Annotated in this window: 11 protein-coding genes and 2 pseudogenes; 1 reads left to right on the top strand and 12 read right to left on the bottom strand. The window is 42.0% G+C overall.

Annotated features, from left to right (window positions below; genetic code table 11):
* Positions 1 to 341: 341 nt before the first annotated feature.
* The 5 genes from CEV08_RS05750 to CEV08_RS05730 form a co-directional block, all read right to left on the bottom strand.
* Complete coding sequence (locus CEV08_RS05750; protein ID WP_100130742.1) at positions 342 to 2330, bottom strand: transposase domain-containing protein; 1989 nt, start codon at positions 2328 to 2330, stop codon at positions 342 to 344.
* Positions 2327 to 2785, bottom strand: coding sequence for a hypothetical protein (locus CEV08_RS05745; protein ID WP_100130741.1), 459 nt, complete (start codon positions 2783 to 2785; stop codon positions 2327 to 2329). Before CEV08_RS05745 ends, CEV08_RS05750 begins: the two co-directional genes overlap by 4 nt.
* Complete coding sequence (locus CEV08_RS05740) at positions 2782 to 3756, bottom strand: ParB/RepB/Spo0J family partition protein (RefSeq protein ID WP_100130740.1); 975 nt, start codon at positions 3754 to 3756, stop codon at positions 2782 to 2784. The genes CEV08_RS05745 and CEV08_RS05740 overlap by 4 nt, the downstream gene beginning before the upstream one ends.
* Positions 3756 to 4154, bottom strand: coding sequence for a hypothetical protein (locus tag CEV08_RS05735; protein ID WP_100130739.1), 399 nt, complete (start codon positions 4152 to 4154; stop codon positions 3756 to 3758). Before CEV08_RS05735 ends, CEV08_RS05740 begins: the two co-directional genes overlap by 1 nt.
* Before the next feature lie 193 nt (positions 4155 to 4347).
* Complete coding sequence (locus CEV08_RS05730) at positions 4348 to 4641, bottom strand: helix-turn-helix domain-containing protein (RefSeq protein WP_100130738.1); 294 nt, start codon at positions 4639 to 4641, stop codon at positions 4348 to 4350.
* 152 nt (positions 4642 to 4793) lie between these two features.
* Between CEV08_RS05730 and CEV08_RS05725 the strand changes: the two genes are divergently transcribed.
* Positions 4794 to 5324, top strand: a complete 531-nt coding sequence (locus CEV08_RS05725) for a helix-turn-helix domain-containing protein (RefSeq protein ID WP_100130737.1) — start codon at positions 4794 to 4796, stop codon at positions 5322 to 5324.
* Between the two features lie 627 nt (positions 5325 to 5951).
* On the opposite strand, the gene CEV08_RS05720 is transcribed toward CEV08_RS05725, so the two are convergent.
* From CEV08_RS05720 to CEV08_RS09540, 7 genes and pseudogenes are all read right to left on the bottom strand, one after another.
* Positions 5952 to 6773, bottom strand: coding sequence for a DNA adenine methylase (locus tag CEV08_RS05720; protein ID WP_100130736.1), 822 nt, complete (start codon positions 6771 to 6773; stop codon positions 5952 to 5954).
* Positions 6774 to 6914: 141 nt separating this feature from the next.
* Positions 6915 to 7312, bottom strand: a pseudogene (locus CEV08_RS05715) (late control protein); the annotation flags it as partial.
* A 1416-nt stretch (positions 7313 to 8728) separates the two neighbouring features.
* A complete protein-coding gene (locus CEV08_RS05710) occupies positions 8729 to 10564 on the bottom strand; it encodes an FAD/NAD(P)-binding protein (protein WP_100130735.1) in 1836 nt (611 codons plus the stop codon).
* Positions 10536 to 11699: a YbfB/YjiJ family MFS transporter gene (locus CEV08_RS05705; protein ID WP_245407053.1), complete on the bottom strand. Its 1164-nt coding sequence runs from the start codon at positions 11697 to 11699 to the stop codon at positions 10536 to 10538. The genes CEV08_RS05710 and CEV08_RS05705 overlap by 29 nt, the downstream gene beginning before the upstream one ends.
* Before the next feature lie 29 nt (positions 11700 to 11728).
* Positions 11729 to 12793: an NAD(P)H-dependent flavin oxidoreductase gene (locus tag CEV08_RS05700; protein WP_100130733.1), complete on the bottom strand. Its 1065-nt coding sequence runs from the start codon at positions 12791 to 12793 to the stop codon at positions 11729 to 11731.
* Positions 12794 to 13223: 430 nt separating this feature from the next.
* Positions 13224 to 14089, bottom strand: a pseudogene (locus CEV08_RS05695) (late control protein); the annotation flags it as partial.
* A partial coding sequence (locus tag CEV08_RS09540) for a DnaB-like helicase C-terminal domain-containing protein (RefSeq protein ID WP_180753560.1) occupies positions 14089 to 14612 on the bottom strand: 524 nt, incomplete at its 5' end. The pseudogene CEV08_RS05695 and the gene CEV08_RS09540, both read right to left, overlap by 1 nt.

Raw genomic sequence — 14612 nt, 5'->3', positions numbered from 1 at the left:
GAGGGCTGCAGACCACCCCTTGTCTTTTGTCTTTACAATGAAAATTTAAAGCCGTACGCAATACAAAACCGGCTTCCTTGAAAAATACCCCTCTCCTTCGTCTTTTTGGAAAGTTGAATCACTCCATGTTCCTCACCTAATAAGGTAAAGGCATCTGAAGATTTGACTAAAAATTTGCCTAAAAATTTTATTGTATTGATTGAAAGAATTAAGATTCCTCCCCCCTTTCTTTAATAAACGCTTCAAGCCGTACGCCATACAAAATCGGCTTTCTTCTCCCCCCTTTCCTTCCTTCTCCCCTTTTCTTGTGAGAATTCTTGCAAATCCCCCCTTGCCTTATCCTATCGTTTAGGAAACTTGATCACTTCACGCCCCTCATCAAAGGCTGAAAGCCGTCTTAATGCTTTGTGCAAATGTTGACTAAATTCTTGGGGTTCCAAAGCTTCTTCATCCCCTAAATCTTCACAACTATTGGCTTTCAAAGCTAAGTTCCCCGCATGGTTTGGCATCAAGCGGCTTACCTTTGGCTTAACAACAAGCTTGGATTTTAAACCATCAGCCTTTTTCTCAAGGCGCCCATAAACATCAGCCAAGTGATCAGGCGCAAGCTTTGCTGCCAACTGTTTTTCCGCTTTAACTGCCTTCACATATTCTTTACGCAAACGCCCATTCAAACGCGCTGCCTGCTGATCATAAAAGCCCACATCCGCAAGACATTCTGCCATGCAAAGCAACCGATTGTTCAAATCATAAACCCGCAAATCTTGGTGTAAATAATCCGGATCAAAGCGTACAATTACCTTTTTCCCTGCATGTTGATTAAGCGCCCGCGCCCAATAACGATTGCCATAAAAATGGATTTCTCCCGTCCCCTTTTGCGTACGCAATGCTTCTGAGGTCAAAAGCCATAAAGCACGTTGTGCCGCCGTTGCCTGCCGGATAATCGTCCCTTCCGCTTGCAAACTTTCTGCAAAAGTCTCATCAAAACTACGCCCCGCACATGTCGGCGCCTTGCGCCCTGTTTGTGCATTATGCGTCACAATCTGTGCACCAACATGGGCTTTAAACGCTTCAAATTCTATCGCACGCCGCCCATAATCTTCAGGCTTGGCATCCGGTTTATTGCCCGTATAAGCCCCCGCACAAAAAGGATGCTTCGAAATCGCCTCTGCCAAATCACGCCATGCCCGCTCAATCGGTTTCGACTGTCCACTATAAGGGGTCGTCCATTGCAATTGCACACCCAAACTCGTCAAAAGCCCATGCGGATCATCCGCCTTAATCTTAAAGCGAAAGCGATTTTGCACACCCCCAGAAATCCACTTGCTGGTAAAAGCACGCCCATTATCCAAGGTCATACGCTCCGGTATCCCATAAGTCTCCACCATATCCCCAATCACCAAACGCACGATTTCCCAAGTCTCCGCATCCGACAAGCGCCACGATAAAATCTTGCCCGAATAAAGATCTTGTATCGCTATCAAATAAAGCCGCACGGGCTTTTCTGCCCAAGGCACACGCACAAAAACATCCAGCTTATGCCCGTCCATATTCACCGCTTGCAAAGCATGCAAACTCGAGCGATCACGCCGTTGTGCCGGATAAAGCTTCTTGGCTTTCTCCTCTCCCTCACGCGCCAACACAACAACCGCTTTGGAAATTTGCGCTTTAAAACGCCGCCGTAACGCCCGCTCTGAAGGAATGGGCTCCCACCCTTTCTCCCGCGCCACCAAAACCATGCGCCGATAACAAGCCGAAAAAGCAGGACGAGACGGGCGCAAATAATCCGAACACAAAACCTCCCATGCCTCCTCATGACACTCAGCCCATTGCGAAAAACGCTCCTCACCATAACAAGGCGCTAAAGCCGCCAACCAATCAGGGCGCTCATACCCTTCCACCATCTGCCGCCAATGAAAAAGCGATCGACAACTCACCCCAAATTGCACCGCGCACAAACTTGCCGCATCATGCACCCCCATCCCCGCTTGAAGCAAATCATCCATAGAACAAAGCACCTTCAAACGCTCTTCACAACGCTTTTTATGCACCTTTGAAAGCCCTTCATAACGCACCCAAATACTTGTCTTTTGATCGCTTTCTTTTACACACCCCCCACCACAGCGCACCATCAATGCCGCCCGCGCCACTTCCGGTAATAAGGAAATGTGATACTCCCAAACCGGCTTCGTTTTGCCTCCCACTTTCCTTGAAAGCGCAGCATTTTTTCTCCAATATGCTCGTCCATGGTTTTCAAGACTTTTATAGGTCGATGGCAATCCTGGCAAAGCCGCCTTGGCTAATTCAGCAATACAAAACCATTCCTTCATGGCTGCCCCCGTTTAATTTGCACCGGCGTTGCACGCATGGCTTTCAAGCGCGCTGCAATCTCACGCTGTTCCTGCTGGAGCCGCGCAATCTCTGCTAAACGCGCCTCATCCCCTTGCAAAAGCAACAATCCATCTTCACTCACAACCTCATCCCAAAGCCAATAGGCTCCTGTTGCCCGCACAAAGGCTTTAAAACGCGGTAGCGAAATATCAACCTGCTTACTTTCTGCCACATAAGCATCCAAACTCGCCTTACTCAAACACCCAATGCCTAAATAATGCGCCATACGCTCTGCAATCTCACTGCGCTCATGCCGGCATTCTCTCAAAGCCCGCGCCATGGCGCGTTTGATACGAGAGCGAAACCGCCCCAAATCAATTTGCGCAACGGGTTCGCGACAAGGGAAAACGGGCTTTTGAAAAAAATCAAGCTGATGGGAACCACGCGTCTTCATGCCTGCTCCTCCCCTGATTGCTTGTTCAAATAATCATAAAACCGCGCCCGTGTCTGTGCATCTGCTCTCTGCCACACCCCCAACAATTGAGCAAAAATCCGTTCTTGTTCATTGATTTGCGGCGGCGTATTAACCCCATTGACCAAATCAACAGCCCGCCGCAAATCCCCATCAACCTGTTGCAAAGCAATCGCCACACGCCGTTGCGAAACCGGCTCCATCTTGGCTAATTTTAACAATTGCGCTTGATTATCTGCCAATGCCGTCCCACGCAAAACCGCCCGCAACTCCGGCTGTAAATACTTAGAAATGCGATTGAGACGTTTCACGACATCTTGAGACAAACCAATGCGATCTGCCACATGTTTAGCAAAAGATAAAACTGTCCCTTTACCACTTTCTTCATCTGTATAAGAAATAGGGACAACTTGTCCCAATTTCTCATCACCGATCAAAGGGACAACTTGTCCCTTTGATTTTTCATCCCCTTCACATCCAGTTTCATGATGCTCTGAACAGCCTTCTTTTGGCAAAGGTGCAACTTGCACCTTTGCCACTTTGTCCTTTGTATATTGATTACCGTGGTCACCACCAACCTTAATCTCCCCATATTTCTTTTCCCACAATTCACGGTAAGTCTGCACAAACAAAGCACGATCAATCACAGACAATTCATTGCGAAACAAATTTTCTGCAACCTCTAAAAGCGCAGCATTCTCCTTATCCGCTTGCACCACAACCGCATCAATTTTGCTATAGCCCAAAAGCTCCGCAGCCCTCAGCCGATGCGCACCAGCAATCAGCGTGTAATTGCCTTCCTTAGCATTAGGTGTATGGCGCACCGTAATCGGATTCATCAACCCCTCCCGCGCCATCGATTGTGCAAGTGCCTTGGCATGCTCATCATCTACAGGGCGTATACGCTCCGGCACCACAATCAAATCTAAAGCAATCTCTTGAAACTGTGCCATCACGCCGCCACCTTTCTGATCTCTTTAAAGAACAAATCCATCGCACGCCCAGCCCATTTTCGATAAGCTTTCGCAAAAACGGGTTCTTCCAAACGCCGATTAATTGTACGCAAAGAACGAGCAACAGCCGTGCGTTCACGCTCTTGCATGGCAACAAGACGCCGCCGCGGCACCTCAAACTGATAATGCAAAATATGAATAACAATCTGTCGTGCTAACGCCGCATCAAATAAGCCATGCGGTGGGTCAATAATATACCGAACCGGCAGATGTTTAAATCCTCCACTCACCGCCTTAAAAGAACAGGCAAGCATGGCTTCCAAACGTTCAACTTCTGAATAAGGATTAAGAATTTCTCTTTTTGCCTCGGGTGTCCATAAATTATAAGCAGCAACCATAACCACCCCCGATAAAGAAAACGTGACAAGCTAATCCTAAAAAACAACCCATCCAATCGCCTGCTCCACGAGGCAACTGTGTGCAATTTATCTGGCCTATTTCGTATTGATCTTTAGACATTGATAAACCTTTTCATCTTATGGTAATAAATTCATGGCAAATGCGTATGACACACGCAAAGCCAACACAGTTTTAAGCAGCATTCCCACGCAATGTGGAATGTTTTATCGAACCCGTATGAGCGTGTTTTGCTGCTTTAAAAATACGACGGCGGCTTTTAGGGTAGCGGTCACAAAAAATCTGCTCAACGGGCAAGCCAATAAAGTCTGCAATAGCACGTTCGGCTTTCTCGTTAGACCGGGTCCAGATATGTTGAACACTGGATGACGAGAGTTGATACGCTTTCGCGAGCTCCGCCAAGGTCATGTTACGGCGGCGTAGCTCAGCTAAAATACTATGGCGATCCCATTTCTGTGTGGTTGTCATAACTTTCGCTCCTGCTTTAAACGGATGCTCAAACCATCCGTTTTTTGTGGGGTTAATGGTAAAATATCTGCCCTCAATAGCGGGCGGTAATATGTAATTAATTCATTTTTTGTGTTTTGTAAACATAAAAAATGAATTTATGAGGTATTTTTTTGGCTCGTCCCGATTCAGAACCCAAAACACCATTGGCAAAACGCCTACGTGAAATAAGAAAAATGCTTGGAAATGAAGAACGCGGTGCTTTTGCAAAAACTCTTGATTTAGCGAAAGGTACGCTCGCAAATTATGAGCTCGGTGTAAATGAGCCACCAGCATCTATTGTAATTGCCTATCATAAAATTTATGGTGTAGACTTTCATTGGCTTCTCACTGGAGAAGGCGAAATGTTTAGTGACATGGCAAAAGCGAAAGCAGCTGGTTTTAAAGCGCCTACCATTCCTACTGGTCTCATGAAAAAACTTGGTCGCATAGCTTATACAACCTATCGCGATGCAAATATAAAACTCCCCCCTGAAGATATAGCGGAATTAGCAGCAGAGCTTTATAAAAAACTGCAAGAGCTTGTTCAAAACATCAACGACACGGAAGAAGTCGAACTTACTTTGCCTCTTCTAAAATTGCATTTAAAGCGTCAAATCGAGGCTGAAAAAGCGCATCTAGTAACTACACAAGATACGGCTTAATGCCCCTCTAAAATGAAAAATGAAAGTGGAAATCTTTTTACTTTAAAGAAATTATACAACATATTGATAAAAAATATTTTTTAATCAATTTTAAGAGATTTCCATGCATATATGGAAATCTTTTTTGCTTTTTGGATCATTTTTTGTTGATTTTGGAGTCGATTGAACTTTTGGATTGATTTTTTTCAAAGGGTCTTCAAAGGCGGTTTTCTGGGCTTTCACAGATTTTTTAAAAATCTTCAAAGGGTTTTCACAGACCTTTCAAAGCCTTTTCTCATTTTTACCATGAAAACGCACTTTTTTCTGATTTTTGGTAATTTTAGCGATTTTAGGTGTCAAAATCTATTTTGACAAAACGCGCATTTAATGCTAAATTTTATGCATAAAAACAACAAATTATCACCTATTCCTAACTAATCCCACCTCTTCCCACTTAATGCAAAACCTACTGTCAAACTACACCATCTGGTTTTGCTGTTGTAGCTTGCCATCTGGTTTTGCACAATTTGACAGCAGGTTTTGCATCAATTTATTTTTTTTCAAAGGTTTTTTAAGGGGTTCTCAAAGGGTCTTCAAAGACCTTTCAAAGATTGTTTAAATCCCTTTAATAGATCTTTTTCTCTTCTCCTAAATATCACAATTGGTAATGATGAGTTCCTTTGCCGGAATCGCATTATTTGACAAATTACAGGAATAAATTGTTCTTACCTCTTTTATATGGAATTGACTGAAGGTTTTTCGAATCTCTAGCACATCATTGAGAGAGAGAAGAAACTTCCCCTTTAATTGTGCAAGCAGCATAGACATCGTCTGGTAATCCTCCCGCTTAAACAAGTCTTTGCCATAATAATCCTCAACACCAAAATAAGGTGGATCAAGATAAAACAAGGTATTTGGCCGGTCATAACGCACAATAAAATCAGACCAATCTAAATGTTCAATGATAACTCTCGCTAAACGGCGGTAAATAAGCTTTAATATACCTTCAAGTTTGAAGGGATTAAACCGTGCACTACGGTCTGTCTCAACTCTAAACGTACGCTCTACTACTTTCCCACTAAAACTTAAACGCTGCAAATATAAAAACCGCAAAGCCCGTTCTAAATCCGTAAGCGTTTCTGGATTTTGTGTCTGTAAGCGTTCAAACGTCTCACGGCTGCTTATTTGAAACGCTAACAGTTCTATAAAAGGGTGATAATGGCGTTGTAACACCCGAAAAAAATTCACCACATCTCCTGAAAAATCATTGATAATTTCAGTAGATGGAATCAGTTTCCGTCTAAAGAATATTCCACCCATACCAACGAAAGGCTCGGCATAAATGCTATGTGGAATATCTTCAATGATTTTGACAATGGCTTTGGCTAATCTTCTTTTTCCCCCAATATAAGCAGCAGCTGGTGAAATAGGTTCAACAGATTTTAATTTTTCCTTATGAAGTATATCCATTATTTTTTTACACTCTTTCATCTATGTTAACCGTCTTCTCATTGCTTTAAGTGATAAGAAGTGGCTGCGATGTTAAGTTAAGTTGCATCAGATGGGGTTGTCGCTAAACTGTTCCCGTTGGCTGGGTGACCAGCCCAGCCTCTATTTTTGTTCCTTTCCTTGATTTGGTGCTTCTAGCGTAATTTCTGTTGTGTAACCGCTTTGTTTTTCATAGCTGTGGGTAACGGTTGCGGCTTTCCATGACCCATTAATTTCTTTACGGAACCCTTGAAGCAGCAGCGGTTGATCCGCCATGATTTCGGGGCGTCCCGCAAGCGTTAAGGAACCACTGCCTACAGCACGGCATAAGCGATCCGACTCGGAAGCAGCCGCCGCTTGTGCTTCTTCCTTGCAAGGATAGCAACTGCGCAGACGACGCACAGGACCGCTAAAACTGTTTGATGCTTGACTTGGCATTGTTGCCCTGTTGAGCGATCAAAATAAGAAGCTTCAATGGTGCCATATTGTGTGCGCGGCTCTAGTGTGAATTCCCAACTCGAAAAGTAGCAAAATAAAAATTCAGCAAAAGCCCCAAAACATTCGAAAAAGGATCTACTATATTATACTGCAAGACCATTTGAGCTCGTGCAATCTTACAATTCCAACGACATACCCCATACACCCGCTACAACACAGGTAATATTCTGACAAAAAGCATAAGAAAACACACTCCTTAAAGATAGATATTCAGCAAAAATTTCCTGCAACCCGATACTTTAATGTCATATTTTTAATGTCATATTTTTTTAGTTTTTATCCTGTCACACCTTGACTACAAAATCACTTTAGCGCACCATATGTCCATAGCCAATCGTCCCATAACCAGCAGAAAAAGGGTAGAGATTTTGAAAAAAACTTCAAACTTTTTCATCAGATCTAAGCCATTTAAGTTAATGTATCTCATACATTTTCTTTTCCACTGTCTAGGGTGGACTCTTCAAAAAAAACATCCCGACACTGCTTACCACCCCTCTCCTTTACAGCAACAAACTTATAGAAAACGCACCGACATTCTTAATCTTAAAAAGCATTTTATGAATGGAATTAAGGTAATAATCCATTTCAAGATCCTCGATATCTCACCGATAAATATACTCATACGCCTCTTCACCATATCCCACGTGTAAATAAATAAAGCCCATTTTATTGACATTGCACCAGAAAATTAGATTCCATGACTCCAGTTGAAAAGAAAAACATCACAGAAACAACAGCAAATTTAGATGTGATGAAAACGGAGAGGTAAACTGTGCGAGGAATTGAATTAGCAAGCTATCCTCTGATATATGAAATTTTTTATCCCATGAAGCTAAATTTACTCAGTCCACTCTTTTCGAGGTTTTAAGCCCTCTTAAACGTGGATGAGATATTGTGAGAAAATCCAAAAAACGCCTTGAATAAATTTGCCCATTGCTGCAACAGGATAAATGCAGAAATGCTGAGCAATGGCGTGCATTCTATTCAAATTAAGAGTGAAACTTACAATGTCGCAACACCCCCAAAGTGATCTATGAGAGGCATTTTTCCACCTCTCTTCTCCAGTCCTCCATACACCACCCTCTTGTGGTGCACAAACAAGCGAATAAAATTAATTCATTAGCTGAATACTACCCTCACGTAGTTTTCCTTAGTTTAACCAATGTTCAGTGCGTCTATCACATGTGGCTTTACTTCAAGAATCTTTCCCATATCCATAAGCATGCATACAGTAGCGAAACTTCTATCCTTTTCGCCTCAATCGAGATATCTCCACACACAAACAGTTATCCGTTCTTGTAACATTTTTTTATTTATCGATAATTTACTTCTTTTCACCAATCATCAACATGAGAGTTACCCAAAACATGCTGCCGAATATCCCTACCACGCTTAAACTGTTTACTTAGCACCTTCAAACACTTTTTGAGGGATTAAATTTACCTAGATGTGACATAATTCACTTCTATTTCATTAAACATCTGCTGTATACATTTATCCGAATCCAATAGAAAGCGAGAGTTCACACCTGGTCGTGGCAGAACAAAGGTAAAAAAACAAGGACCTTCAACCGGATTACCCAAAGACCACACATTTTTTCTCACACCTCCATTGAGATCGATAATGTTATAATTTCTATCAATATTCAAGCCACCAGTATGATAGTCTCCATTGACATATTCTGTGAGAAAACCCTTACTAAAGAGGTTTCTGATTAATGGTGAGCGCTCAAGATTTATATCAAATGGATCTATCCTTGCTTGGATAACAACATCTGCGGACTGAGTCGTTATTTCTTCTGAGAAAGTACCAACAATACGGAAAGCAGAATTTTTCTCGTCAATTTCTAAAATAGGTGAAGGACCAAGGTCTATGCAAAGTAAACCACTATCGATTAAAGCGAGTAACTGCCTGTTCCGCACTAAAGGTGGGCCGACAGCTATACGATTCATAATAGGGACAAAGTCGCTTACAAAACGAGCATGCGACTCTGGTGTCAAACCACCCCATTCAACGCAATAGCGCATGGTATCACGCACATCTCTCAAGACATCGGCTGCTGCTTTGACACTGCCAGAAACATTTCCTGCATAAGCATTTTTGAGATCGTCTTCCAAAAAATCATAGATATAGCGTTTGTAATCAACGGCACTTTTGAATACAATGCCGTGTAAGGGATATAATATTTCGTCAATTTTCCTAAAATCTTCATAGTCAATGCACGTAGTCTTACCCACGGCATGATAGTATGCCCTCAACATTTCCTTTTTCAAGACTGGAAGAACATCTTCAAAAAAATCAAATTTCTTTTTTTCCTGCCGCAGAGATTTGAAATAATCTAAGGTAAAGAATTCAGCTGTATAAGCCTCAGAGACCCCTTTCTCATTTATGGCTCTAGAAGAAAATGGAAGTCCTTGTCTTGAGAAGAGACTGATGACAGGCTCTCGCCCTGATGGTATATATTCCAAGCGGCCTCTGTTCTCTTTATATCGGCCTCCTCTTCCAACAGTTAGCTCGGCGATAACATCATGCGCCGTTAGTCCCATACCCTGCACCAACACTCGAGCGTCAGGGCTAACACTTTCCATCATAGATAAAGGATAAGGAGATCTTATAAATCCTAAATTGGGATTTTTATGCTTATTTGAAGAAACAAAATCTATTTTTCGTTGCTCATTTTCTGTGAGTATATTAGTACCATGCCCGGTAGTCATAAATATAAATTCAAAGGACTGCTTATAATCTCCATCTACCACAACAATAAACTCACGCTCTGATAATGGCTTAATATCAATCACATGAGATCTGATAATGGACACATCTACATTACGCGGTCTGTTTGCTGTCAATAGATCTACAACGAATTGTAAATAATTCCCTAATTCAGCACGTGATAGATAGTCATTATCGTCTATAGGTGCTCCAACATCTGAGTCTTCAGCCATATGATAAAAGTTAGAACCTATTTTACGGATACCTGCATCTTTAGCCCATTGAGCAAATGATGGTCCGTTGGTATATGGGCCAGAAACTTCACAAGTTTTATCTAAGAACATAGTCATTTGCGATGCAACTGTATTGACTAAGAGATAATCTGCTTGTCTTGGCGAATGAGATCCACAACCATGTTCTTTAGGATCAAATATTGTCAGGTTTATATGCACACTACTTATATAACGACGAGCATAGGCATTTATCCTCTCATAAAAACTAATGCCACGCGCCCCAAAACCGATGATAGCACAATTAATGGTTTTTTTTCTGTTTGTAACCATAGTGTCCTTCCTGTATAAACCACACGCATAGAATAAAAAGAAGAAATGATGAAATAGAGAATATTAGGATATAATTCTCTATTATATAGAAAAGCCAAGTAAACATATACGCAGCTATTGCTTGTGATAAGGAAAATGCTGACACTGCTCTGCTCCAGATAATCTGCTGAATTTGTGGATCAGATGAAGACAATTCTCCTATTAAACCAAGATATAAGGGCACAATGCCAGGGGTAGCGGCCCCCATAATCAGAGCCGGTAGTAACAACACAATCTTCAAATCAGGGAACAATAGCAATAGAAACGAGGCAAATAATTGCACAAAATTCATCAAAAAAATCACTGAGCGATACGATGTTTTCTTGGCTGCTATGCCCAATATTATGGCTCCTAAAAACGCACCAAAGGCATAAACTAGCCAAATGATAGAAGCAAAATAGGTTGATGGTGTTGTGCGAAGCAAAACAAAATTCACAAGAAACAATATATATGGCATAAACGCTGCAGCATTTATGCCATATGTTAGATATATGAAATAATCTATTCGCTTAGACTTATACGACTTTTTAATATGCTTAAAATTCGTGTTGGGTATAAACTGATAGGTTATTATAAAGAATATAAGAGTGATTAAAAAAAGTGCCCCCCAATAATAATATACTTTAATACTTGCTATCATAGGTGTAAACAAAGCAGACAATAGCAAGCCTAACCCCACCCCTGAGAACATTATGCCACCAGAACGAGCCCGATCTTTTGGTTCTATAGCTGATAACAAAGTCGGAGCAGCCACAGCTGTTAAGACCCCACCCGACAAGCCTACAATAAAACGCCATATCATGAACCACAAGCTTCCATATGGATAACAACAACATAAAAAAGACAGCCCACTCATGAAGAATGCCAATCTCAATGCATATCTTGGAGAAGTGAGGCGTAAAATATAAGGGGATGAAAAAGCACCAATGAAGTAACCTAAAAAATTTGCAGAACCTACCCAAAAAATATGATTTTCATCAAGCCAACCTTGGCTTATGAGATAATGTGTTGCAGGCGTATAAGCAAAGCGTGATAAACCTATACCAACCAAGGATGCCGCAAATCCACTCAATACGTACTTGACCGTTTTATTCATTGTCATATTAGCTTTAGATTCACTTTTTCTTAGCCCTGTATATAGTAAGCATACTCGTTTTCTAACTCTGCAATAATTTGTGCTGCCGGAATAAAACGCGCCAAGAAAGCACTTTGCCCCGCCCAAAAAGGACCTATATCAAGATCTCCTCGTAAGAGCATACTTTTTTGCAGCTGCTTGAAGGCATCATAACCGTAAGGATACTCCGGAATATCCTTATCAGTAATACTCATCGCCCATTGGACAAACGGCGTCATTATTGACCGCGCAGGCCGCCCAGAAATAGCTCGTGTCAAAACGGTTGGTATGGATTTATCAGACTTCAAAAGATTTTTATGACAACGACTCGCACCGCTTTCGCTACAACCTATAAAGGCACTCCCTAATTGCACTCCCTGAGCACCCATGAGCATAACGCTCGCTATATCAGCCCCAGTCATTATACCGCCCGCAGCAATTATAGGAAGTGACAAGTACTGGGCCAAAAGTCGAGTCAAGACGTGCGTTGATAACTTCTCGTCGAATTGTGAAAGATTAAATTGTCCGCGGTGTCCTCCTGCCTCAAAGCCTTGAGCAATTATTGCATCCAAACCTTTGACTGCAATTTCTTTCCCTTCCTCAAGACAAGTTGCAGTAGCCATAAGTTTGGCACCGGTCTGTCGAAAGATGTCAATGATATCATCATCAGGGACACCAAAATGAAAGCTAATAATATCAGGGGCTTGTGCAGCGACGGCGATAGCTAAATCCTTATTATTTTTAATAGAGGCGTATATATTCTTAAGAGGAGTATTTAGAATCGTTTCCCCACCTAAAAAATTATCATTTAGCTTAGTTCGCCAATGAGAATCTTTTGCTGTATCCACACGCAAAAAAGGATCATGACAGAAAAGATTAATATTAAACGGCCGATCAGTTAGTGCTTTCGTTTTTTGAATTAACAAAACTGCTTCATCCGGCCCTAATCCGCCAATAGCTATCGAACCAACCGCACCAGAATTAGATACGGCAGCCGCCATATCCGGCGTCGATACACCAGCCATAGGCGCTTGTATTATTAAAGAGCGTATATCTTTAGGTAATGTAGCTAACACCGTAGCCCTCGAAATTGATAGTTTGGAAATTCATCATCTATAATGCTTTTGAGACTATAGATAGGAAGTATGAATAACAATACGGCTTATTCTTGCTCCACACCGCTTAGCATCAAGTTAGCAGCAAGAAAATTAGAGCTTCGTTCATTTTCATATCCAGTCGCGATATATATAAAAAAATGTACGATTACAATAATCCATTATCCTGATAAATTATGATATATACAGTTTTTCTATAACCTTAAATCTACTTCATTAGGCTTGTCGTGATATATCTTATTTATTCAGCACAGTAGATGGAAAACTATGAGCAATTTTTTTGATGAAAGTATTATAATTTCAAGAAAACCAAATTACTGTAAAGATCACCCCGCCCTTAAGTTCTGTACAAAAGATTGATTTATAATGATAATCTAGCGTTATTCATACAAAACTCTTGAAGCAGCAGCGGTTGATCCGCCATGATTTCGGGGCGTCCTGCAAGAGTTAAGGAGCCACTGCCCACAGCACGGCATAAGCGATCTGATTCTGAGGCAGCAGCCGCTTGTGCTTCTTCTTGACATGGATAACAACTGCGCAGACGACGCACGGGACTGCTAAAGCCTGTTTGATGCTTGACTTGGCATTGTTGCCCTGTTGAGCGATCAAAATAAGAAGCTTCAATGATGCCGTATTGCGTGCGCGGCTCTAATGTGAATTCCCAGCTTGAACAGTCATGTTTATGAAGAGTGAGGGCTGGTAAATTATCCCCGCTTAAAAATAAAAACTTATGGTCTTTAATTAAAAAACGCGCCCGCATGCGGTCCGCAAGACGGGTTAAAAAGTCAACCGCCGATTGATCAGTTCTCACCACATAAGGAAGAGTTTGTTTGGTAAATTGGGGGCTCACCTTTGCTTGATAGCCATGGCGTTTGGCAAGTGTCTCGACAATCTCAGCAATGGTTTGGTGGTCAAAATGTTCACTCGCCTGTTCTTTAAGTTCTTTCTGCATCGAAGCACTTTTGCCACAAAGGCGTAAAATCTCTCCATCACTGCCCCCAATACTCACCACCGACTCAACAACAAAACGCCCCATAAAGGCACGGATGCTGTTTTGATAACCAAAGGTAACCTGGAGTGCACTGTTGGCTTGAGGGAACCTCTAAATCATTGCCACGATCATCAAACTCTGCTTCAAATGTATCGGCTTCATTGCCCGCATGGTCCGTAATGGTTGCCGCTAAAAGACGCTGGTAAAAAACCTCATGAACAAGTTTCTCTCCCACCTTCACCTCAATAAAGTGGATGTGTGCGCATTAATCCCATAGCCTTCTCAGCACGCTGTTCTTTTCTTGGCTAACAAATTCAGGCAGAAAGACTTTTAAGCCCCGCGGCAATAGGGCACCATATCTCGCAATACCTGGATTAGCTTGTAAAGTAGCCTCACAATAACCTCTGATCGCTCCAACTTGAGAACGATCCCCTAAAACAGCCATAGCATGTTGAACCACAGCTTTGCCCTTGGCTTTCTCCATTGTCTCTTGCCATCTGCTATACTCAGCACTGCCTTCTTTAGGTTCTTCCTTTTTGAGATAATATTCTTCACGATAAACAAAAAGCACAATATCGGCATCTTGTTCAATGGAACCTGATTCTCGTAGATCTGCAAGCTGTGGACGTTTATCTGTTCGGTTTTCAACTTGGCGTGATAATTGTGAAAGAGCAATGATGGGAATATTAAGTTCTTTGGCCAAAGCTTTAAGCCCCATGGTAATCGCTGTCATTTCTTGAACGCGGTTTTCTGAAGAACGCTTTGAACCGCTTGTCTGAACCGCTTGTC

Origin of the sequence: Bartonella tribocorum (assembly GCF_002778015.1) — a bacterium.
Classification (GTDB): Bacteria; Pseudomonadota; Alphaproteobacteria; order Rhizobiales; family Rhizobiaceae; genus Bartonella; species Bartonella tribocorum_B.
The sequence above is the reverse complement of the archived record's forward strand: the minus strand, read 5'-3'. Positions and strand labels throughout refer to the sequence as shown.